The organism is Pseudofrankia inefficax, from assembly GCF_000166135.1.
GTDB classification, from domain to species: Bacteria; Actinomycetota; Actinomycetes; order Frankiales; family Frankiaceae; genus Pseudofrankia; species Pseudofrankia inefficax.
In genome coordinates this window covers 8137578-8158239 of the sequence record NC_014666.1, presented here as the reverse complement: position 1 = coordinate 8158239, position 20662 = coordinate 8137578, and the positions used below count along the sequence as shown (strand labels likewise).

At 70.5% G+C, this 20662-nt stretch carries 20 protein-coding genes; 11 read left to right on the top strand and 9 right to left on the bottom strand.

Annotated features, from left to right (window positions below):
* Positions 1 to 117 precede the first annotated feature (117 nt).
* The 3 genes from FRAEUI1C_RS33155 (at position 118) to FRAEUI1C_RS33145 (ending at position 2966) form a co-directional block, all read left to right on the top strand.
* On the top strand, positions 118 to 1029 hold the full coding sequence (locus FRAEUI1C_RS33155; RefSeq protein ID WP_232425208.1) for a threonine ammonia-lyase: 912 nt from the start codon (positions 118 to 120) through the stop codon (positions 1027 to 1029).
* Positions 1030 to 1280: 251 nt separating this feature from the next.
* Entirely contained in the window at positions 1281 to 1754 is a 474-nt protein-coding gene (locus FRAEUI1C_RS33150; protein ID WP_013427754.1) for a MaoC family dehydratase, read from the top strand.
* 45 nt (positions 1755 to 1799) lie between these two features.
* Positions 1800 to 2966: an acyl-CoA dehydrogenase family protein gene (locus tag FRAEUI1C_RS33145; protein ID WP_013427753.1), complete on the top strand. Its 1167-nt coding sequence runs from the start codon at positions 1800 to 1802 to the stop codon at positions 2964 to 2966.
* A gap of 99 nt (positions 2967 to 3065) precedes the next feature.
* Here FRAEUI1C_RS33145 and FRAEUI1C_RS33140 read toward each other — a convergent pair whose 3' ends face one another.
* The 7 genes from FRAEUI1C_RS33140 to FRAEUI1C_RS33110 all read right to left on the bottom strand — a co-directional run bounded on the left by FRAEUI1C_RS33140 (position 3066) and on the right by FRAEUI1C_RS33110 (position 10658).
* Complete coding sequence (locus FRAEUI1C_RS33140) at positions 3066 to 3932, bottom strand: HpcH/HpaI aldolase/citrate lyase family protein (RefSeq protein ID WP_013427752.1); 867 nt, start codon at positions 3930 to 3932, stop codon at positions 3066 to 3068.
* 52 nt (positions 3933 to 3984) lie between these two features.
* Positions 3985 to 5133, bottom strand: a complete 1149-nt coding sequence (locus FRAEUI1C_RS33135) for an alkaline phosphatase family protein (protein WP_013427751.1) — start codon at positions 5131 to 5133, stop codon at positions 3985 to 3987.
* Positions 5134 to 5249: 116 nt separating this feature from the next.
* Positions 5250 to 6464 carry an amidohydrolase family protein gene (locus tag FRAEUI1C_RS33130; protein WP_013427750.1) on the bottom strand — a complete coding sequence of 405 codons (1215 nt, stop codon included), beginning with the start codon at positions 6462 to 6464 and terminating at the stop codon, positions 5250 to 5252.
* 747 nt (positions 6465 to 7211) lie between these two features.
* Positions 7212 to 7484, bottom strand: a complete 273-nt coding sequence (gene tatA / locus FRAEUI1C_RS33125; protein WP_013427749.1) for a Sec-independent protein translocase subunit TatA — start codon at positions 7482 to 7484, stop codon at positions 7212 to 7214.
* Positions 7485 to 7693: 209 nt separating this feature from the next.
* Positions 7694 to 8506, bottom strand: a complete 813-nt coding sequence (locus FRAEUI1C_RS33120; protein WP_013427748.1) for an Fpg/Nei family DNA glycosylase — start codon at positions 8504 to 8506, stop codon at positions 7694 to 7696.
* A gap of 80 nt (positions 8507 to 8586) precedes the next feature.
* Positions 8587 to 9351 carry an SDR family NAD(P)-dependent oxidoreductase gene (locus tag FRAEUI1C_RS33115; protein ID WP_013427747.1) on the bottom strand — a complete coding sequence of 255 codons (765 nt, stop codon included), beginning with the start codon at positions 9349 to 9351 and terminating at the stop codon, positions 8587 to 8589.
* Between the two features lie 41 nt (positions 9352 to 9392).
* On the bottom strand, positions 9393 to 10658 hold the full coding sequence (locus FRAEUI1C_RS33110) for an aromatic ring-hydroxylating oxygenase subunit alpha (protein WP_013427746.1): 1266 nt from the start codon (positions 10656 to 10658) through the stop codon (positions 9393 to 9395).
* Between the two features lie 306 nt (positions 10659 to 10964).
* Here FRAEUI1C_RS33110 and FRAEUI1C_RS33105 point away from each other — a divergent pair, with 306 nt between their 5' ends.
* The 7 genes from FRAEUI1C_RS33105 to FRAEUI1C_RS33075 all read left to right on the top strand — a co-directional run bounded on the left by FRAEUI1C_RS33105 (position 10965) and on the right by FRAEUI1C_RS33075 (position 18064).
* Positions 10965 to 11606 carry a TetR/AcrR family transcriptional regulator gene (locus FRAEUI1C_RS33105; protein WP_232425207.1) on the top strand — a complete coding sequence of 214 codons (642 nt, stop codon included), beginning with the start codon at positions 10965 to 10967 and terminating at the stop codon, positions 11604 to 11606.
* 18 nt (positions 11607 to 11624) lie between these two features.
* On the top strand, positions 11625 to 12191 hold the full coding sequence (locus FRAEUI1C_RS33100; RefSeq protein ID WP_013427744.1) for a dimethylamine monooxygenase subunit DmmA family protein: 567 nt from the start codon (positions 11625 to 11627) through the stop codon (positions 12189 to 12191).
* Positions 12191 to 13153: a PDR/VanB family oxidoreductase gene (locus FRAEUI1C_RS33095; RefSeq protein WP_013427743.1), complete on the top strand. Its 963-nt coding sequence runs from the start codon at positions 12191 to 12193 to the stop codon at positions 13151 to 13153. Before FRAEUI1C_RS33100 ends, FRAEUI1C_RS33095 begins: the two co-directional genes overlap by 1 nt.
* Positions 13153 to 14181, top strand: a complete 1029-nt coding sequence (locus tag FRAEUI1C_RS33090; protein WP_013427742.1) for a heme-dependent oxidative N-demethylase family protein — start codon at positions 13153 to 13155, stop codon at positions 14179 to 14181. Before FRAEUI1C_RS33095 ends, FRAEUI1C_RS33090 begins: the two co-directional genes overlap by 1 nt.
* Positions 14182 to 14498: 317 nt before the next feature.
* A complete protein-coding gene (locus tag FRAEUI1C_RS33085; protein ID WP_013427741.1) occupies positions 14499 to 15800 on the top strand; it encodes a wax ester/triacylglycerol synthase domain-containing protein in 1302 nt (433 codons plus the stop codon).
* 249 nt (positions 15801 to 16049) lie between these two features.
* Positions 16050 to 17114 carry an NAD(P)H-dependent amine dehydrogenase family protein gene (locus tag FRAEUI1C_RS33080; protein ID WP_013427740.1) on the top strand — a complete coding sequence of 355 codons (1065 nt, stop codon included), beginning with the start codon at positions 16050 to 16052 and terminating at the stop codon, positions 17112 to 17114.
* A 161-nt stretch (positions 17115 to 17275) separates the two neighbouring features.
* Positions 17276 to 18064 (top strand): SDR family oxidoreductase, encoded by a 789-nt coding sequence (locus FRAEUI1C_RS33075; protein ID WP_013427739.1) that lies wholly within the window; start codon positions 17276 to 17278, stop codon positions 18062 to 18064.
* A 99-nt stretch (positions 18065 to 18163) separates the two neighbouring features.
* On the opposite strand, the gene FRAEUI1C_RS33070 is transcribed toward FRAEUI1C_RS33075, so the two are convergent.
* Positions 18164 to 18529 (bottom strand): FKBP-type peptidyl-prolyl cis-trans isomerase, encoded by a 366-nt coding sequence (locus FRAEUI1C_RS33070; protein WP_013427738.1) that lies wholly within the window; start codon positions 18527 to 18529, stop codon positions 18164 to 18166.
* Positions 18530 to 18598: 69 nt separating this feature from the next.
* Complete coding sequence (locus tag FRAEUI1C_RS33065; RefSeq protein ID WP_013427737.1) at positions 18599 to 19462, bottom strand: Sco1979 family transcriptional regulator; 864 nt, start codon at positions 19460 to 19462, stop codon at positions 18599 to 18601.
* Positions 19463 to 19849: 387 nt separating this feature from the next.
* Between FRAEUI1C_RS33065 and FRAEUI1C_RS33060 the strand changes: the two genes are divergently transcribed.
* A complete protein-coding gene (locus tag FRAEUI1C_RS33060; protein ID WP_013427736.1) occupies positions 19850 to 20647 on the top strand; it encodes an SAM-dependent methyltransferase in 798 nt (265 codons plus the stop codon).
* Positions 20648 to 20662 lie beyond the last annotated feature (15 nt).

Here is a 20662-nt window from a genome sequence, read left to right as displayed (position 1 = left end):
CGATGGATCGACCTGTCGGACCATGCTCATATGGAAGACGGTTGTGCCTCGCTCCCCACTTTTGCCGACCTCGCCGCCGCTCGTGATCTTCTGGCCGCTCATCTCCCGGTGACGCCGATGTGGTCGTATCCCGCCCTCAACGCCGCCGTCGGAGCGACCGTCTTCCTCAAGCACGAGAACGTCCAACCGACCGGGGCGTTCAAGGTCCGCGGTGGCTTGAACCTGCTCGCCGGCCTGTCGCCGGCTCAGCGCGCGATCGGGACGATCACGTATTCGACGGGGAACCACGCCCAGTCGATGGCCTATGCCAGCGCCAGGTTCGACGCGCCCTGCACCGTCGTCATGCCGTCGAACGCGGCGTCCTCGAAGGTGCGAGCGCTGACCGCCCTTGGCGCCGTCGTCGAGCTTCATGGACCCGACATGGCGTCGGCGCAGGCCCGAGCCGAGCAGTTGGCCGCCGAGACCGGTCAGCTCCTCGTCAGCCCTGGTGACACCCCTGAACTGATCGCTGGCGTCGGAACGGCCTACATGGAGATCTTCGAGGCCCGGTCCGACTTCGACGTCGTGATCGTTCCGATTGGCAGCGGCACCGGTGCCTCGGGAGCGTGTCTGGCGGCCGGCCGGCTCGCGCCACACTGCCGGGTGGTCGGCGTGCAGTCCACAGCCGCACGGGCCGCGCACGACTCCTGGCGCGCGGGCGAGTGCGTACGCCGGCCGATCCACACCCGGGCCGACGGCCTCGCCACCGGGCGGGGCTACCGGTTGCCGCAGGCGGTGTTGTGCGGCGGCCTCGCGGACTTCCAGCTCGTCACGGACGACGACATCCGGTCGGCGCAGGCCCTGCTGGCCAGCGATGCCCACACCCTGGCCGAAGGCGCCGGGGCGGCATCCTTGGCCGCGATCCTGGCCCGTCCGGCGCGATTTGCCGGGAAGCGCGTCGCGGTCGTCGTCACTGGTGGGAACGCCTCACCGGCCGAGATCGCCGCGCTCGCGGGCGCCGGGAGGACCGCCGTCTCCGACGCGGCGTAGACGCCTCCGGCGCGCCCCGCTCCCGTAGGCCAGCCCCAGCGGGGGTTGCCCCGCCCGACCGGCGAACTGGCGATGATGCTCAGGCACGCGCGAACGGGCGGCGGTGCGCGCCACTTTCCGGGGCGCACCCACCGCCCGGCGTGGTGTAGTAGTCGGACATGGCGTTCTCGCCAGGCGAGAAGCAGACTGCTGACACGGTCGGGCTGACGCGTCGGGCCAGAGCTGGCGCAGGATCTGAGGAGGCGAGTGCGGTGAGCCGGAGGATGGGTTCCTGGTTCGAGGAGCTGCCGGTCGGGACCGTCGTGCACCACGCGATCACCCGCACGCTCACCGAGACCGACAACGTGCTGCTCACGACGCTGTCGATGAACCCGCAGCCGCTGCACCTCGACCACGAGTTCGCGGCCAGGAGCGAGTTCAAGCGGCCACTGATGAACTCGATGATGACGATCGCGACCGTCGTCGGCCTCGCGGTGCCGGAGCTCACGCTGGGAACGACGGTGGCGAACCTGGGCTTCGGTTCGATCGAGTTTCCCAAGCCGATGTTCGCGGGCGACACCCTGCACGTCGTGACCGAGGTGACGAAGGCGCGGCTGTCGAGCTCGCGGCCCGGCGTCGGCATCGTGGAATTCCGCCACGACGGCTACAACCAGCACGACGAGCTGGTCTGCCGGGCGTTCCGGTCCGCGATGATGCACTGCCGCCCGGCCGACGAGGCCGAATAACCCCTTGCCACACAGCTGGTTGTAAGAGAGGCGCGAGGAGTCTGCATGGAGTTCGCTGAACCCGCCGAGCACACGGCCATCCGCGAGGCCGTGCGGGACATCTGCAAGGGGTACGACGCCGAGTACTGGCGCCAGCACGAGAAGAACCACGAGTTCCCGTGGGAGTTCTACAACGACATGGCCGCGGCCGGCTGGGTCGGCATCGCGATCCCGGAGGAGTTCGGCGGCGGCGGTGGCGGCATCACCGAGGCGTCGATCGTGATGGAGGAGGTGGCGGCCGCCGGCGGCGCGATGAACGCGGCCAGCGCCCTGCACATCTCGATCTTCGGCATGAACCCGGTCGTGAAGTACGGCAGCCAGGCGCAGAAGGAGAAGTACCTGCCCCAGGTCGCCACCGGGGAGATGCACGTCGCGTTCGGCGTCACGGAGCCGGACGCCGGCACGGACACGACCTCGATCTCGACCCGCGCGGTCCGCGACGGCGACGACTACATCGTGCACGGCCAGAAGGTCTGGACGACCAAGGGCCACATCGCCGAGAAGGTGCTGCTCCTGGTGCGGACGACCCCGCTCGAGGAGGTCAGGAAGCGCACGGACGGCATGACCCTGCTGCTGGCCGACCTGCGCCGGCCGGAGGTCGACATCCACCAGATCGACAAGGTGGCCCGCAACGCGGTCGGCTCCTGCGAGGTCCGCTACGACGGCCTGCGGGTCGCCGGGTCGGATCTGGTCGGCGAGGAGGGCAGGGGCTTCAAGTACCTGCTCGACGGGCTGAACCCCGAGCGGATTCTCATCGCCTCCGAGGCGCTCGGCATCGGCAAGGCCGCGCTGCGTGTCGCCGCCCAGTACGCGAACGAGCGGGTCGTCTTCGGCCGGCCGATCGGGAAGAACCAGGGCATCGCGTTCCCGCTCGCCGAGGCGCACATGCGCCTGGCCGCCGCCGAACTCGTCATCAGGCAGGCGTCCTGGCGGTACGACCAGGGTCTTCCGTGCGGCGAGCACGCCAACACGGCCAAGTTCCTGGCCTCCGACGCCGCGTTCTTCGCCGCGGACCGGGCGATGCAGACGCACGGCGGTTTCGCGTTCGCCACGGAGTACCCGGTCGGCCGTTTCTGGGCCGAGTCGCGGCTGATGAAGATTGCCCCCGTCTCGCAGGAGATGGTGCAGAACTACATCGCCGAGCACGTTCTCGGGCTGCCTCGCTCGTACTGATCGGGCGACCGGCCGCCGGTGCCTGGGCGGCCGGTCGCCTAAGGCACCCGCTCGGCGGCTGGCTCACCCGGAGCCAGCCGCCCATGGCGGCGTTCGGGCTCAGGCCCCGGCGGCGAGGACGCGGCGCGCCTGGGCGACCAGGGGGACGTCGACCATGCCGCCCTCGAAGTTGATCGTCCCTCGGCCCTCGCGCTGGGCCTCCTCGTAGGCGTCGACCAGCCGGCGGGCCCGGTCGTACTCCTCGGGTGACGGGGTGAACGCCTCGTGGGCCAGCGCCACCTGCCCGGGGTGGATGCACAGCTTTCCGCCGTAGCCCAGGTCCCGGGCGAAGGATGCCTCCTCCAGGAACCGGTCCCGGTCGTTGATCGCGGTGGTGACCTGGTCGAGGGCAACGACGCCCGCCAGCCGGCAGGCGATCGCGACCTGCGAACGGGCCGTCAGCACCTCGGCGTTGGACCGGGTCCGCCGGCCGCCCAGATCGGCGATGAAGTCCTCGGCGCCGAAGTAGGCCGCGTCCACCCGGGCCGTGCTCGCGGCGTGGGCCAGCACCTCGGCGGCCCGGTGCACCCCGGCGACCGACTCGAGCCCGTACATCACGGCCCGGTCGCCGAGCCCGCGCGCCCCGAGCGCCGCGGCCAGCGCGTCGACGTCGCCGGTCGTCTCGATCTTCGGAACGACGACGCCGTCGAGGCCGAGGTCCGCGTAACAGTCCAGGTCGGCGTCGAAGTTCTCCGTGTCGGTCACCCCGTTGACCCGAAGGAAGATCGCCCCGCCGAACTCGGCGCGCAGCTTCGGAACGGCCTCGATCGCGCCGGTCCGGCCCGCGGCCTTGGCGCCGAGCGGCGTCCCGTCCTCCAGGTCGACGATCACGATGTCGGCGCCGAAGCGTGCCTGCTTGGCGATGAGGTCGGGCCGGTTGGCCGGCGTGAACAGTGGCGACCGCCACCGAAGCGTTCCCGTGGTCATGGCCGGAACGCTAGCGGTGCCCGCCCACGGGTTCACCTGGGATGTGACGGACTCAGCCGCGTGCGATGACCAACGGGACGTTCATCTCGGCCGACGTCAACGAGCCGTGCTGTCCCCGCATCGTGGTCAGGTGCGGTTCGATGTCCGGTCGGACCAGCACCGTCGTCCCTCGGGCCGCCGCGATGACGTGACCCAGCCGGTGAACGACGCGTTCGCGGACCTCGGGCCCGAACCAGCCGTCGGCCACGGCCTGCTCCGCCGACAGCACCCATGCCCGCTCGCCGAGCACCTCCCGCCAGGCGGCCAGGACGTCCTCGGCCGCGCCCGGCTGCGCGTAGACGTACCGGGCCCGCGGCTCGCCGGCGATCGCGCGGACTCCGGCCAGCAGCTCGGGCGCCGCGTCCAGGCTGACCCGGTCCTCCGGCGTCACGGTGACCATGCCGTGATCGCCCGTGACGACGAGCAGTGTGTCCGGGGGCAGCGCCTCCACGAGCGTCGCGACGAGCCGGTCGATCAACGCGAGCTGGGCCCGCCAGCCCGGTGAGGCCGGGCCGAGCACGTGTCCGGTCGTGTCCAGGTCGGAGACGTAGGCATAGACGAGACCGGGCTCGCGCAGCGCGGAGGTGACGGCCTCGACCAGCGTGCCCCAGGTGGGCGCGCCGACGTACCGGCTGCCGCGTAGCCCGGCCCGGGTCAGCCCGGACTCCCTGAACTGCGGCGGTGAGACCGAGGTGACCGGCAGTCCGGCCGCGGCCGCCTCCTCGAAGGCTGTCGATTCGGGCTGGAGGTGCTCGGGGAGCAGGGTGTCCAGCAGCGAACGATCCTGGCCCTGGAACTGCCAGCGAAGCGCGTTCAACAGGCCGCCGGCGCCGGCGAACGGCTCGAACAGATAGCCGATCATGCCGTGGTCGCCGGGCGCGCGGCCCGTGCCGAGGGACGTGAGGCTGGTGACCGTCGTCGACGGGTAGCAGGTGGTGAGCGCCCCCGCCCGATGTGCGACCAGGGTCGGCGCGACCTCCGGGTGGGCGGTCAGCAACTCGTCGCCAAGCCCGTCCACGAGCAGCAGACAGGCCGACCGCACCGGCTCCAGCCCCAACCGGGACGCACCGGCGAAACCGGTGGCCCCGACCGAATCCAGCAGCGCCGGCACCACCTCGGCCAGCGAATCAACGCCATACCGGGGAAGCGCGGGAGGCTGCACGGCTTGAGTCTCTCGCGCAGGACACCGGCGGGCGAACCGGTTTGGCCGGCTGGCCGCGGACTGTTCGGCCGATCGACCCGGCCGGTTCCGTCCCGGGCCGGGTCGATCGGTGGTGCTCAGGCCGCGGTCAGCTGGGCCTGGGCGTTGCGGAGCGCCATGTTGGCATTCTCCGGCAGGGCCAGCAGGGGCTCGGCGATTTCCTCGACGGTCGGGCCGTACTGCGCCGCGAGGGGGGCAAGGGCGTCGAGGTCGAAGTCGTACAGCTTGGCGGCGTTACCGCCGAGCGCGGCCCGTAGCTCGTTCTCCGACAGGTGGTGGAGGACCTGGCGCAGCGCCTCGTGGGTGAAAGGCGTGGTTCCTTCGTCATGCGGGTAGTCGTTGCCCCACATCCACCGATCGGCGCCGATCACGCTGCGGGCGGCGACGTCGTCGGGACGAGGGAAGCTCGCGCCAACCCAGCAGCTCTGCTCGAAGTACTCGGTCGCCGAACGCGAGAGCGCGTCCTCCTTCCGGTACTTCAGCTCGCCGATCGAGCCACCGCGGATGTTCGCGAGGACTCCGTCCAACTGCTTCAGCAGCGGCGGGATGCCCGCGGCGGACGCCTCGGTGATGACGAACTTCAGCCGTGGGAACTTCTCGAACACACCGGCCAGCAGCATGTGCACAAAGGGCCGCATGCCGTAGAAGCCCACTTCGCTGATCATGAGGGCCGGCGTGGCCGCGTAACGACCGTAGTTGGGTGAACCGGTGCCGCCGTGCAGGTTGACCGGGATCTCCAAGTCCTGCAGCGCGGCCCACAGCCGGTCGTACTCCGGGTCGTAGAGCGGCTTGACCCAGGTCACGTCGGGCGCCACGTTCGGCAGAAGTACGCCGCCACGCAGGTTGTTTTCCTTGATCCAGGTCGCGTCCGCGATGGCGTCGTCGATGTCGTTCAGGAAGATCTGGCCGACACCGGCCCGCTGCGCGGCCTTACGGGCGCAGAAGTCCGCTAGCCACCGGTTGTGCGCCTGAATGCCGGCGCGGCGGTGGCGGTACTCCTCGGCCTTCGGCGGGCCGGCGAACAGCACGAAGCCCGGGTAGAAGGGCGGCACGGTGTTCGGGAAGATCACTTCGCCGACGACGCCCTGGGCGAGCTGGTCGCGGTCGCGCCGCTCGTCGTCCCAGTTGCGGACCCGCAGGTCGGTGTCGCGTAGGTCCTTCCAGGGGTTCTTGTACCTGCCGCGCCAGGCGTCGAAGTCCTCGAGGAACGACGGGTCCAAGTACTCGCGGTAGGTCTCGTGGTTGGCACCGGCGTGGGTGTCAGCCGAGATGATCGTGTACCGGGCGGCCACGGGCACTCCCTGATCGCGTCAAGGTGGACACGATCGATAGAACGCGATTTCAGTATTGGCTGTCAAGCGGTCGGGGCAGGGCGGCCGTCCTGCCCCCGACGGCGGCGGCCGACGGCCGTTGATCGGCGAGGTCGGCCCGCTGGCTTGATCGCCGTTTTGGCCCTCACCTGGTCACAAGCCCGCCGCGGTTACAGGCACGCGGGGGCAAGAACAGCGATCTTGCCGGTCTCGGGGCCAAGCCAACCTTGGCGGATGCGGCAGTGGCGGCCGAGGATCGGCGACTTTGGTCCGGGGGCGGCGAGCACCTCGGGCTGCAACGAAGTTCTCGCCGCTGCTGTGCCCCGACTGGGAGGGTGGCGTGGCGCTTCGGGCGCTGGGGGCAGACCCGGACCTCGGTTCAGTCCTGGGTTGTGGTCGCGGTTCCGTCCGCTCCGCAACCACAGCGTAGGGCCGGGTAGCGGCGTCCGACGACCGGCGCCGAGCAGGGTCGCCACGCCGGCGTGATCGCCCGACGGCGCCCTCCAGCGGTCGCGAAAAGAGCGCGATGACGGCCACCTAGCGGGCCGAGACCGCGATCAGGCTTTCCGCGGACCGGGGCGAGCCCGGTCCAAGGTGGTGCCGGTGCCGCCCCGGCAGGGCATGATCGCGAGTTCGGCCCTCGAACGGTTGCGCTCTGGCCCAGTTCGCGACCACCCGAGGGCCGGAACGGCGATCACTGCGCCGGGCCGGCCTTCGCGGGGCGCGGCACTAGGAGGCGCCGGCGTCCTTGGCCATCGCGACCGGGGCCGGGGTCGGCTCCGCGGCGGGAGCCGGGGCGGCGGGAGCCGGGAGGGCGGCCGGCGGAGCGGGAGTGGCGATCGCCGCGGGCTTGTCGTCCTCCTGCAGGCCCTTGACCTCGGACTTGAAGATCCGCATGGACCGACCAATCGACCGGGCGGCCTCGGGCAGCTTCTTCGACCCGAACAGGACGACTGCCACGATGGCAATGATGATCAGTTCCGGAGCGCCCAGATCTGGCATATGTTTCGCTCCTCCACTCGTGGACGCCGGCATATCGCCAGCACTCACCGGATGCTACGGCGCCCGCGGGACGACCGACGCCCGGACCACCCATTCCGTTCTGTGGTCTGGGCCGCCTGATCGGTTCTACTCCGTTGTCTTTCGACCTCGACGACCTCTTCCCGCCGCCTAAATCCGATCGCGGCCGTGTCCTGTTTGAGGCCGGGTTTCTAGCGCGGGGATTGGCAGACGGGGCACCAGAAGAGGTTGCGGCCCGCGAGTTCCGTGGTCAGAACGGGGTTCTCACAGATCAGGCAGGGCTGACCGGTACGGCGGTAGACGTAGACCTCGCCGCCGTGGTCGTCGACCCGGGGCGGCCGGCCCATCGCCTCGGGGGTGTGTTGCGGCCTCACGGTGTCGATCCGCCCCGTACGTACGCCCTCAGCCATCAGGACGCCCAGGTCGGCCCAGAGCGCTGCCCACTGCGACGCGGCCAGATCCTTGCCCGACAGGCGCGGGTCGATCCCGGCGCGGAACAGCACCTCTGCCCGGTAGATGTTGCCCGGACCGGCGACGACTGCCTGATCCATCAGCAACTGCGCGATGACCGTCCTGCTTCGGCTGATCCGGCGCCAGGCAAGCTCGGAGTCGGCGTCGGGACGCAGCGGGTCGGGGCCGAGCCGGTCCAGCAGTGTCTTCACGTCGCCGGGTTCCAACAGCTCGCAGGCATTCGGGCCGCGAAGGTCGGCGTAGCCGCCGTCGGAGGCCAGCCGCAGCCGAACGGCTCCAGTCGGCGTCGGCGCGGGGCCTGGGGCGAGCGTGTACTTGCCGTAGATCCCGAGGTGAACGTGCAGAACCTGCTCGCCGTCGAAGCGCAGCAGCAGGTGCTTGCCATACGCCTCGGCGCTTTCCAGTACCCGCCCGGTCAGCCTTCGTGCCCCGTCGGCGAAGCGTCCCTGCGGGCTGGTCACCGCGACCGGCCGACCACGGAACATCTCCGCGTGGGCGGCGGCCAGCCGGTGCACGGTGTGACCTTCGGGCATGCCTGAGCCTATCGATGGGCGATGGTCGGCCCGAATGGCGTCCCGGCCCGCCCGCCGAGGCCGGGACGCGCTCGCCGAGCTCAGGTGTTGCGGCCGCCGTTGACGCCGAAGACCTGGCCGGTGATGTAGCTGGCCTCCTCGGAGGTGAGGAAGGAGCAGGCCGCGGCGATGTCCTCCGGCAGGCCCATCCGGCGCACGGGAGTCCGCGCGATGAGGTCGTCGGCGGTGTTCGGGCCCCAGCGGCCACGGGCCTCGTCGCGGCGCAGCATCGGGGTGTCGACGAAGCCCGGCGGAATCGTGTTCACCGTGATCCCGGCCGGGCCGAGCTCCAGCGCCAGCGCCTTCGTGAAGGCGATGACGCCGCCCTTGGACGCGACATAGTGGCTCATGAGCGCCTGGCCGCCCTGGGCGCTGGACGACGAGATGTTCACGATCCGTCCCCAGCCGGCCTCGACCATGTCCGGGACGACCGCCTGGCAGCACAGGAACGTGCCGGTCAGGTTCACGGTCAGCACCGAGGTCCACTGCTCCAGGGTGATGTCCAGGAAGCGCTTCGTGCCGGTCTTCCCGGCCGAGTTCACCAGGATGGTGACCGGGCCGAACCGGTCACGGGTCGCCGCCAGGGCCCGGGCCACGCTTTCCGGGTCCGCGACGTCGGCGGCCACCGCCAGCGCGGCGCCGCCGGCGGCCTGGATCTCGTCGGCGACCGTTTTCGCGTCCCCCTCGTTGAGGTCGAGGACGGCGACGGCGGCGCCGTCCTGGGCCAGGCGCGTCGCACACGCCCGACCGATGCCAGACGCGGCGCCCGTGACGATCGCGACCTTGCCGACCTGGTTTCCGGCCATCTGATTCCTTTCAACTCACCTGATACCGACGGGCTCGTCGGCTAGCTCTGGCGCTGCGCGGCGGCGACGTAGTCGGCCGCGGTCTTGTGAAGGTGCCGGATGAGAATCTCCTGGTCATTGATCGGGAACTCCCGGACGACCCGTGACTCCAACATCGTCTGCGTGGCCTCGAGGGTGTTCGAGTCCTGGAGGGCGAACTCCTTGAACGTGACCGCGGCCAGTTCCTGACGCAGCCGCTCTGCGGCGTCCTTCGGCGGCACGAAATACAGCGTTCCCTCGAAGATGTGCCGGTTGTACGCGGTCGGCCAGTAGTGGTAGGTGAGGTACCACCCCGGCGCCCAGACCACCATCATGAAGTTCGGGAAGAAGACGTACGAGTCCAGTCCCCACCGCGGGTGACGGGCCGGGTTCAGGCCCGCCGGCAGCGAGTCGAGGGCGGCGAGGTCCGGCCGGTCCCAGGGCCCGAAGTTGCCGCTGCGCAGCACACGGTCGATCGGCTTCACCATGCTCAGGTCCTTCGGCGGCGACATCCCGCCCCACGCCGACTGCATCGAGTGCGGACCGTCGATCTCGTAGTGCAGCCCCTCGTAACCGAAGGCCTGCAGCTTGCGGGACTCCTCGCTGACGTACTGCTTCGAGTGCAGGACGGGTGCGTGGTAGAACTCCGCGAACGCGTCGATGTAGAGCTTCCAGTTGCTGCCCACGTCGGCCCGGTACTTCCAGACCTGGGTCATCTCACCGAACGGGTAGCCCTCCAGCCCGTGGGCGAACCGGCCCAGGTAGTCGCGCACCGAGGTGGTGTCCGTGTCGTCGAAGTTGACGAAGACGAACCCTTCCCAGACCTCGCAGCGCACCGGCAGGAGCCCGAACAGCGACTTGTCCAGATCGAAGAACTCGGACTCCTGCTGCACGAACGTGCACGCGCCGTCCAGCCCGTAGCGCCAGGCGTGGTACTTGCACTGGAACTGCCGGACGGTGCCGCTGGTCTCCTCGTTCGGGTAGTCCTGCCAGACCAGCTTGTTGCCGCGGTGGCGGCAGATGTTGTTGAACGCGCGAATCTCGCCCGCCGCGTCCCGGACGACGATCACCGAGCGGCGCGCGGCGGAGATCTCCCTCGTGAAGTAGCTGCCGGTCCGGGGCAGCTGCTCGACGCGGCCGACGTTCAGCCAGGTCTTCTCGAAGATCGCCTTTCGCTCCAGCTCGTAGTACTCGGGCGAGATCGAGTCCTCGAACGAGACAAGGCCCGTGCCGAGGCTGGGGTAGTGCTGCGTCCAGCTGCCCTCGGCGGGCTTGGGGAAGTGCGCCATCGATCGACCTCCATGCCACCCGTGACGCCACGCGGCACCTGGCCGGTGCGGTGGCTCGCCCGCGCCGGGCAGGTGACGCCGACGCGAAGAATCGTACGGTGCCGTACGGTTAGTTAACCGTACGGTGTCGTACGGTTTGGGTCAACGGGGGTGGGACCAGGACCGCAGGGCCCGGCGGTCCTGGCCAGACCGCTCCCGGACGGCGCGGCGGCCCGGCCGGCCCGACCGCGGCGGAGGTCGACGGGCACGCTCGCCTCGGTGGCTGCCGCCGCCGGGGCCGCATACTTGATGGATGGTGTTGTCCAGGTGAGCGTGGAACGTTCCCGGTCCGGACGACCAACACCGACCCAGGCGGCGCGGCTGACCGACCGCATACGCCGCGCGGCGTTCGACGCCTTTCTCGAGAACGGCTACGACGGCACGACCATGGAGGCCGTGGCCCAGGCCGCCGGCGTCACCAAGGGCACCCTGTACGCCCGTTACCCGGACAAGCGAGCGCTCTTCATCGCCGTCAGCTCCTGGGCGCTGACCCGGCAGGAACGCAACGAACGCGTCGCGGAGGAACTGCCCGACGGCCTGGCCGAAAGCCTCACCGTGATCGCCCGCGCGATCCTCGCCCGGTCCGTCGACCCGGACATCGTCCGGATGAGCCGGATCGCGATCGCCGAGGCGGCGCGTTTCCCCGACTTCGCGCTGAGCTCGCAGGCTGTCACCTGGTCGCCGCGGATTCAGGTCATCATCGATCTGCTCCGCCGGCACGAGGGCGAGGGCACCATCATCGTCAAGGACGTGGAAATCGCGGCCGAGCAGTTCTTCGCGATGGTCGGCGCGATGCCGGCCTGGCTGGCCGCCTACGGCATCTACCGGACGCCAGAGGTCGAGGAACAACATCTTCAGCACGCGATCGAGCTTTTCCTGAACGGCCTGCTGGTCCGCCGGCCCGGCTGACGACCAGGGGCGGCGAGGGTGGAGGACGGCGGTGCCCGCCCGCGGGTCGACCCGGCGGAGCTGGTCCACACCAGCCTGCCGCCGTGGGCGCGGGGGGTTGTCCCGTCCCGCGCGACGTCCGCTACCGGTGCCGACGGCGCCGCTCATCTCCTGGTCGGCGTCGGCTCGGAGTCTGCGCCGGTCCTGGCGCGCTGGGCGGCCGAGCTCGGCGCGGGCCGCGCCGCGGTGCGGGTCCTGCGCGCGCCGGACGGCAGCGCCGCGCGGGCTTTGCTCGCGGTGGCGTTGGCGCGGGCACGAGTCGGCGTGCGCGTCTGGGTCTCCGGACCGGTCGGCGCCTGTCTGACGCTGCGGGCCACCGCGCTCGCGGCCGGCCTGGCGGACGACGAGCTGGTCGTCGTACCCGTCGGGAACGGCCCAATCGACGTCGCCTGCGTCCATTGCGGCCGTGCGACCGAGGTAGAGGCCGAGATCGGGGACACCATCGCCTGCGCGGGCTGCGGGCGCCCACTGTTGGTCTTCGAGCACGTCTCCCGTCGGCTGGGCAGCTTTCTGGGCTTCCAGGCCGACGCGGGAGGAAGTGCCTGATGGCCGGCGAAGCGACCCTGGATCTCGTGGTCGTCGGTATCGCCGAGCCCGTTCCCGGGGTGCGCAGCTTCAGGCTCGCGGCGGCCGACGGTCGGGAGCTACCCGCCTTCGTACCCGGAAGCCACCTGATCGTGGACTGCGGCGGCGAGGATGGTGGTCGCCGGACCAACGCTTACAGCCTGACGTCCGCCGGGTTCGCGCCGACCGTGTACGAGATCTCCGTGCTTCGCGTCGAGGGCGGCAACGGTGGCTCGCGCTGGCTGCACACGCACCTGGAACTGGGCAGCCGGATGACGGCCCGGCCGCCACGCAGCGGGTTCCCGCCGATCGCCCGGGCCAGCCGGCACCTGCTCGTCGCCGGGGGCATCGGGGTGACGCCGATCGTCTCTCACCTGCGCGCAGCCGCTCGCCGCGGCCAGGACCGCCGCGTCCTGTACGTCCACCGGGCCGGGCGTGGCGCCCACCTGGACGACGTCCACGGCCTCACCGACGGCCGCGCCGGCATCTTCACCGACCGCGCCACGTTCGCCGCCCGCCTCGAAGAGGCCCTGGTGGACCAGCCTCTGGGCACGCACCTGTACGTCTGCGGTCCAGGTCCGCTGATCGACCGGGTCGTCGGCTCGGCGCGCCGGTTCGGCTGGCCCGGGTCCCGAATCCACGTCGAACACTTCGGTGTCGGCACGACCGACCCTGGCGAGCCCTTCGAGGTCGTTCTCACCCGCAGCGGGCGGACCGTCCGGGTGCCGAGCGGTACCAGTCTGTTGGAGGCCCTCGAAGCCGCCGGAATCGCGATTCCGAACCGCTGCCGGCACGGCGTCTGCGGCGAGTGCCGAACCCCCGTCACCGGCGGACCGCCGCTGCATCGCGACCTGTTTCTCACCGTGGCCGAGAAGGCCGCCGCCGACTGCCTGATGCCGTGCGTCTCCCGGGCGAGTGGCCCGCGCTTGGAGGTTCCGCTCTGATGTCCGCTACTGAGACGGCGCGACTGCGTGGCTTCCCGTTCCCGTTCGCCGCCGACCAGTTCCGCTATGCGACCAACGTCGAGCCGGCTCGGGTGCCGGTACGGACGGCGGCGGGCTCCTGGGGAGCGGCGATCGTCGACATCGACGGCGACTACCACCGGGACCTCGCCGAACGCGAGGACATCCTGGCCGCTGACCCGAGCAGGTACGCGGTCCCCGGGCACATGCGGCCCGCGGCCTGGGACGCGGCACTCACCCTGATGCGGGAGCTCTCGGCCAGCTATCCGGAAAACCTGCGGCTGACCCGGACTGGGCCAGAGACCTGGCACTGGGAGAACCGTCTCCGCGATATCACGGCGGATTTCGGATATGGCGACGACGCGTGCCTGGACGGCGAGCCGCTGCGCTGGATGGCGCAGCAGGTCCAGGAGGATCTGGTCCTTCTCGACGAACGGGCCGGCCAGCTCTGGATCGAGGCCGGCGTGGTGACGTTCGCGGCGGCCTGGAGTTTCGGCTTCGACCTCGGCATGAGCTTTCACGAAATTCACGGCCCCGTCCCGCGTGTTCACGACGAGGGCGTCGTCACCCGGGCGCAGGAGTTCATCCGCCGGCTTCAGCCACACCAGGCCTACCGGCGCACCAACTGGTCCACGAGCTTCGGCCGCCGGCTCGACCTGTCGCTGGAGCGCTACCCCGAATGGGCGCCGGACCGAAACGCGGCCGCCCAGGCGGACGACGACACATTCGGCCGGCTGCTCCACCTGAGGGTCGAGGTGCAGCACCTGCTCCGGCTGCCCGACTCCGGCGCGGTTCTCTTTCTCATCCGCACCTATCAGCTCCCGTTCGACCAGCTCGTCAGCATCGAGGACTGGCGGCGGCGCACCGCGAGCGTGCTCGCCGAGCTGCCGACCGACATCGCCGACTACAAGGGAATCCTGCCATTGCGGGACCGGGCCGTCCGCTGGCTGCGGTCCAGGCCGATCACGGCCGGCCCCGGCCCCGGCGCCGGCTCCGCCGGCCCCGGCTGACTCGCGGTCTCGGCCGGGAAGCGCGGCCTACGGCCCGCCGGCACGAGGCGGGGCGCAGGCGGCGGCTACGGCATTCTTCCTACGGGCGCCGCGTCGGACTATGGAACCCGACGGCCCGATAGCCGGGCCGGTGCGGATTCTCGGGGAAGCGCCGTCCCCGGGGCCCGGAACGGACTTTTCCAGCGAGGCCGATCGGCTTCGGGCTAGAGTCACCCCGCATTCGGTGACCCATTGACAGGGCGCCGTGACCGCCTTCTGAAGCGGAGATTCCGGCCGTTGCGCGACCGGTCCCGCAGCCCAGGAATGTGGTGGTATATATGTGCCCTCGGGCCGCCGACGCGAGCCCGCGCCCGCTGAGCAGGATGGACCGGGCACTGCTGGGATATCAGCGGGAAAACCGCGCCACACCGCTGAGCGTCGCCTATCTCCTGCGGGCCGAGGGCAGGTGCTCGGTCGGCGCGTTGCGGGAAGCCGTCCTGGAAAGGGCGGCCCTCTTTCCGCTCCTCGCCCATCGGGTGACGCACGGCGCGGGCCAGGCCACCTGGCCCGACTGGGCGCCGGACCCGTGGTTCGACGTGATCACCCATGTGCGGGAACATCGCCTGCCGGCCGGCACGGACGAGGCGGACGTGCGGGCTCTCGTCGCGCGGCGCTGCCAGACGCAGATCCCGTTGGACGCCCCGCCCTGGGAGCTGTGCCTGTTGCACGCTCCGGGCGCGGCGGAGTTCTACGTCCTGTTCCGGGCGAGCCACGTCTGGCTGGACGGGACCGCGCTGCACCGGGTGCTGACCGCCCTTTTCGGCGCGGAGACCGCGGTCGACTCCGACGGCTGGCTGCGCGAGGGGCGGGTGACCCCCCGATCGCTCGCGCTGGCCGGTGGACGGCTCGCGGGCTGGATGACGCCGACGGCCAGCCTTGAGGCACTGGCCCGGCCGGTGGCCGGGGAGCACGACCTTTACTGGGCGTCGACCAGTGTCGAGAGACTGCGGGCCCTCGGCCGGGCGTATGGGGCGACCGTCAACGATGTCTTCCTGGTCGCGCTCGCGGGCGCCTTCGAGGCCTGGTCTCGGCCGGTGGGCGGCGCACGTCGGCTGAAGATCCTCATGCCGGTCAGCGCCCGGCGCCCGGACGAAAGCAACCACCTGAGCAACTTCGTGGTGGGCACCCGGGTAGGGCTGCCCCGCGGCCCGGGTTCGCCGTCGCGACGGTTTGGGGTGGTCAGGCGGCAGACCTCGCGGTATCGGCGCGGCACGGACGCGGGTGCCGGCGAGCGTTGGTGGTTCGAGCGGGTTCCCACCCGCTATGGCCGGGTCGCGGTCGCGATGGGCATGGATCCCCGCAGAGTGGCGGTCTCGACGTCGAACCTGGGCGTCATGCCCGCTCCGTTGACGATCGCGGGGAGGCCGGTGAAAGAGGCGGTCCCGGTCCCGGTTCCCGTTCCGGGCCAGCGCATGTTCGTGATCCTCGGCGGTGTCGGCCCGACGGCGTCGCTGGGCGTCGCGATCGATCGCAACGTGCCCCGGGGTGCGACCCTGGCCAACCTCTGGCTGGCCGAGCTCGACACCCTGGCCCGGACCGCCGTCGCGTCGGGCCGGTCCGCTCCCACCCTCTGGCCGTGATTTCGGGCGGTCGGTAGCCAGAACGCGGGAAGAGCTCGGCCGAACGCGGTCCCGGGCCGCGCGGGAGGCGGCCGGCGCGAGCGTCCTGCTCGCGCCGTCGGGAGGCTGCTCGGTCGCCGCGTACCTCGTGCCTTGCCGGCCCCGACGCGCGCATGCTAAGCATCTGAGCGGCGTCTTTTGGCGACTGCCCAACACGGGTCGCCCCAGCGCCGCGCGCTCATCGTCACCGCCGCTACCGAGGAGGACGCCATGGCGACCACCGACCACCCCCTGCGGGTCGTGCAATGGACGACAGGAAAGGTGGCCAGTGAGTCTGTCAAGGCCATCGCCGAGCGCCCCGACCTCGAACTGGTCGGCGTGTTCGCCTTCAGCAAGGACAAGGTTGGCCAGGACGCCGGCGAGCTCGCCAAGGTCGGGCGCACCCTCGGCGTCACCGCTACCGACGACATCGACGCCCTCATCGCCTTAAAGCCGGACTGCGTCATCTACATGCCGCTGCACCCGGATGTCGACCACCTCACCCGGCTGCTGCGGGCCGGGATCAACGTCGCCTCGACGGCCAGCTTCATCACCGGCCACGCGTACGGCCCCGAGGCGCGCGCGGCGCTGGAGGCGGCGGCCCAGGAGGGGAAGGTCAGCCTCTTCGGCAGCGGCATCAATCCGGGCTGGGTCGCCTATCTGGCGACGGTCGCCTCCGGTATCTGCCGTGAGGTCAGCTACCTGCGGGTGACCGAGTCGACCAACATCGGGCTGTGGGCCGCGGACGCGAACCAGGACGAACTGGGCTGGGGACGGCCGGCCGGCGACCCTGGCCACGCCGATGACATCCGGAAGGCGACCGCCCCGTTCGCCGACTCCGTGGAGTCGATGGGCGCCCAGCTCGGCCTGGCGATCGACGACATCCGGTGCGAGGTCGAGTTCGCCCACGCGGCCAGCGACGCCGACGTACCGGGCCGGACGGTCACGCGCGGCACGGTCGCGGGCATCGACGCCCGCTGGATCGGCGCCAGCGCCGGCGTCGACCTGGTGGAGGCGCACATCCGCTGGACGGTCGTCGCGGATCTCGAGCCGGCCTGGGAGGTCGCGAACGGCCACCTCATCACAGTGCTCGGCGCGCCGCAGATCCACCTGCGGGTGGACGTCCTGCCGGAGAACCTGGAGACGTTCACGCTGGAGGACGCGTCGGTGATGGGATCGATGCTCACCGCCTTGCCGGTGGTCAACGCCATTCCCGCCGTGGTCGCCGCCCGGCCGGGCATCGTCACCTATGCCGACCTTCCGACGGTCGCCTCGCGTTTCGCGACGAAGCGTTGACCTTGGTCGACGGCGGCTGACGTCACAGGGGGCCGCGCCGGCCCCAGCAGGTGCCGGCGCGGACCGCTGCCGACGGCCTTCGGTCCTCTCCGCGGATCGCGCCCCTCAGACCTGATGTGTGCATGATCAGGTGCTGGTCCGAGGCGTGGGGAGGAACCCAGGTGGATGTCAACGGTGCGGTCATCGTGGTCACCGGTGCGGGCAGCGGGATCGGAGCCGCGCTGGCGCGGCGTTTCACGGCGGGCGGCGCGGCGGCCGTCGTGGTCAGCGATCGGGACGCGGACGCGGCGGCGAGCGTGGCGGCCGAGATCGGTGGACGGCCGGTCCGGACGGACGTCGCCGACGAGACGGCCGTCGCCGCCCTGGTCGAGCAGACTCTCGCCGAGTACGGCCGGATCGACCTGTTCTGCTCCAATGCCGGCGTGACTGTCGGCGGCGGCCTGGAAGTCGACACCAAGACGTGGCTGGACACCTTCGCGGTCAACACGCTCGCGCACGTCCATGCGGCCCGCGCCGTCGTCCCGTCGATGCTGGCGCAGGGCAGCGGTTACCTGCTCAACGTGGTCTCGGCCGCGGGTCTGCTGACGACGCCCGGCGACGCGCCCTACGCCGTCACCAAGCACGCGGCGCTAGCCTTTGCGGAATGGCTGGCCGTGACCTACGGAGACCGGGGAATTCGGGTCAGCGCCGTCTGCCCGTTGGGAGTGGCCACGCCGCTGCTGCTCGACGGCCTTCGGGAAGGTCACCCGGCGGCCCGGGTCGTCGCCGCGTCGGGAACGCTGCTCACGGCCGAGGACGTCGCGGAGGCGGTGATCGACGGCCTCGCCGCGGAAAAGTTCCTCATCCTGCCTCATCCCGAGGTAGGCGGGTACTACGCGCAGAAGGCGGCGGATCCCGACCGGTGGCTGGCCGGAATTCGGCACCTGGCGCGCAAGGTGGAGCAGTCCTGATCGGCGGGCGCCGGCCGCGGTAGGCCGGGCCGGCTTACCCAGCCGACGGGAGTGGCTTTCGCGCGGGACCGGGGCAACTGCCGGGCCCGTCGGCTGGGATCAGCCGACGCCGAGGAGGTCGACGACGAAAATCAGCGTTTCGTTCCGCTTGATCGGGCCGGCACCCCGGACGCCGTAGCCCAGGTGCGGCGGAATGACGAGCTGGCGGCGGCCGCCGACCTTCATGCCCTGCACGCCCTGGTCCCAGCCGGCGATGACCTGCCCGGCGCCGAGCTGAAACCGGAAGGGCTTGCCGCGGTCGTAGGAGGCGTCGAACTCCTTGCCCGAGCTGAGGGCGACGCCGACATAGTGGACCGACACCGCGCGGCCGACGGTGGCCTCGGCGCCGTCGCCCTCGGTGATGTCCTGGACGACCAGGTCCTTCGGCGGGGTCTTGTCCACGAGGTCGATCTTTGGCTTCTCCATGGTCCCCACCCTACGGTCGCTCAGGCGCTGGCTCCGTGGCGACATCGCCAGTCGGGACGACCGCGTCCTTTACAGGCTTCTGTCAATCTTCCGGAGCACGTCGGCGGTCCGGTCCGGCGTACTGCTGTCCAGGCAGAGGCGGTCCATCGCGATCGTGTAGCGGTCGACCTCCTCGCGTTTGTCCAGGTAGGCCGCGCCGAAAAGCTGTTCGAGATAGACGATGTCCGCCATCTCGGGGTCGGGGAAACGCAGGATGCTGAACGCGCCGCCTTCCGCGGTGTGACCGCCGAAGGCGAACGGCATCACCTGGAGGGTCAGGAAGGGGCTGCTGATCAACTCGAGCAGGTGGTTGATCTGCGCGTGCATGATCCGGTCGCCGCCGATCGGCCGGCGCAGCGCCGCCTCGTCGAGCACCACCCAGAGCCGGAGCGGGTTTTCCCTGGCCAGCACCTGCTGGCGGTTCATCCGGACGTTCACCCGGCTGTCGATCACTTCTTTGGGCGCGCCAAGGGCGCCCCGGGTGATGACCGCGCGGGCGTAGTCCTCGGTCTGGAGCAGGCCGGGGATGAACTGGAGCTCGTAGGTACGGATCTGGGAGGCCGACTCCTCCAGCCCGATGTACGGGTGAAACCAGCTCGGCAGAACGTCGGAGTACGACTGCCACCAGCCCTGCTGGTTCGCCTCCCTGGCCAGCGCGAGCAGCGCGTTGCGTTCGGTCTCGTCGGTGACGCCGTAGAGGACGAGCAGATCGTTGACGTCACGTTCCTTGAAACCGACCCGGCCGAGCTCCAGCCTGCTGATCTTCGATTCGGAGGCGCGGATGTGATAACCGGCGTCCTCGCGGCTGATGTGTTTGTCCTCCCGCAGCCGCCGCAGCTGCGAACCCAGGAGGATGCGACGCACGGTCGGGCTGCCGCCCGCCGGTACGGCCACGCCTGTTCCCCCGCTTCACTCGCCTTGTGCGATAGCTCAGTTTATCGAGGCGCCACCGGCCCCCCAAGCGTCGACCCGGTTCGAGGGGCCGACTCGCGACGCGATCACAGCACGGTCGGTCGTATACGGCAAGCTCCCTCTCCGTGACGTGAACCTCAGGTGTCTTTCGGTAGTCGGTGCTGGCCAACGGCCTACTTACCGCAACCGGGTCGAGGTTTCCTGGGGTATCGCTGGGCCTTTGGAAGCGGAGAGTGAACGTGTCCATGCAGGTGCTCCAGGCCATGGACGAGGTCTCTGTGCATAAGTACAGTCACCATGCCGGGCGCGTAGTCGATCATGCTGGCGTTCCCGACCTGTTGGTTCGTTCCCCAACACCAGGAGTCACCCATGAGCACCGACGGCGAGGTCGTGGCCGAAGTGGACCCCCGCTACAACCCGGACATCCCGCACGGTGCACGGATCTGGAACTACTGGGTGGGCGGCAAGGACAACTTCCCAGCGGACCGGGAGGTCGCCGAGGCGGCCATCACCGCCTATCCGGGCATCGTGGCGATCGCGCGGGAGTCCCGTAAGGCGCTCGCCCGCGTCGTGCGGTATCTCGTCGAGGAGGCGGGCGTCCGCCAGTTTCTCGACATCGGGACCGGGCTGCCCACGGAGAACAACACGCACGAGGTGGCCCAGCGGATCGCCCCGGAGTGCCGGATCGTCTACGTCGACAACGACCCGATGGTCCTGCTGCATGCCAGGGCCCTGCTGTCCAGCACGCCGCAGGGCGCCACGTCCTACATCGAGGCGGACGTGCGCGAGCCGGCGACGATTCTTGACCAGGCCGCCGGCACCCTCGACTTCGACCAGCCGATCGGCCTGATCATGTTCGGCGTCCTCGGGGCGGCGGTCAAGGACACGGCCGAGGCGCGCGGCATCGTGCAGCAGATTCTCGCCCGCATGGTGCCGGGGAGCTACGTCGCCATCAACGACAGCGTGCACGGGGACGCGGACAAGGCCGCCGACGCCATCGCCGAAGGCGGCTACGAATACACCGTCCGCTATCTGGAGGAGATCGCGAGCTTCTTCGACGGCACCGAGCTCGTCGAGCCCGGTCTCGTGCCGAACTCGTTGTGGCGCCCGGACGCCCCCGACCCCGAGATCCTGCCCTCCCACTGCGGGGTCGGCCGCAAGCTCTGACTCCGCCTCGGCGCC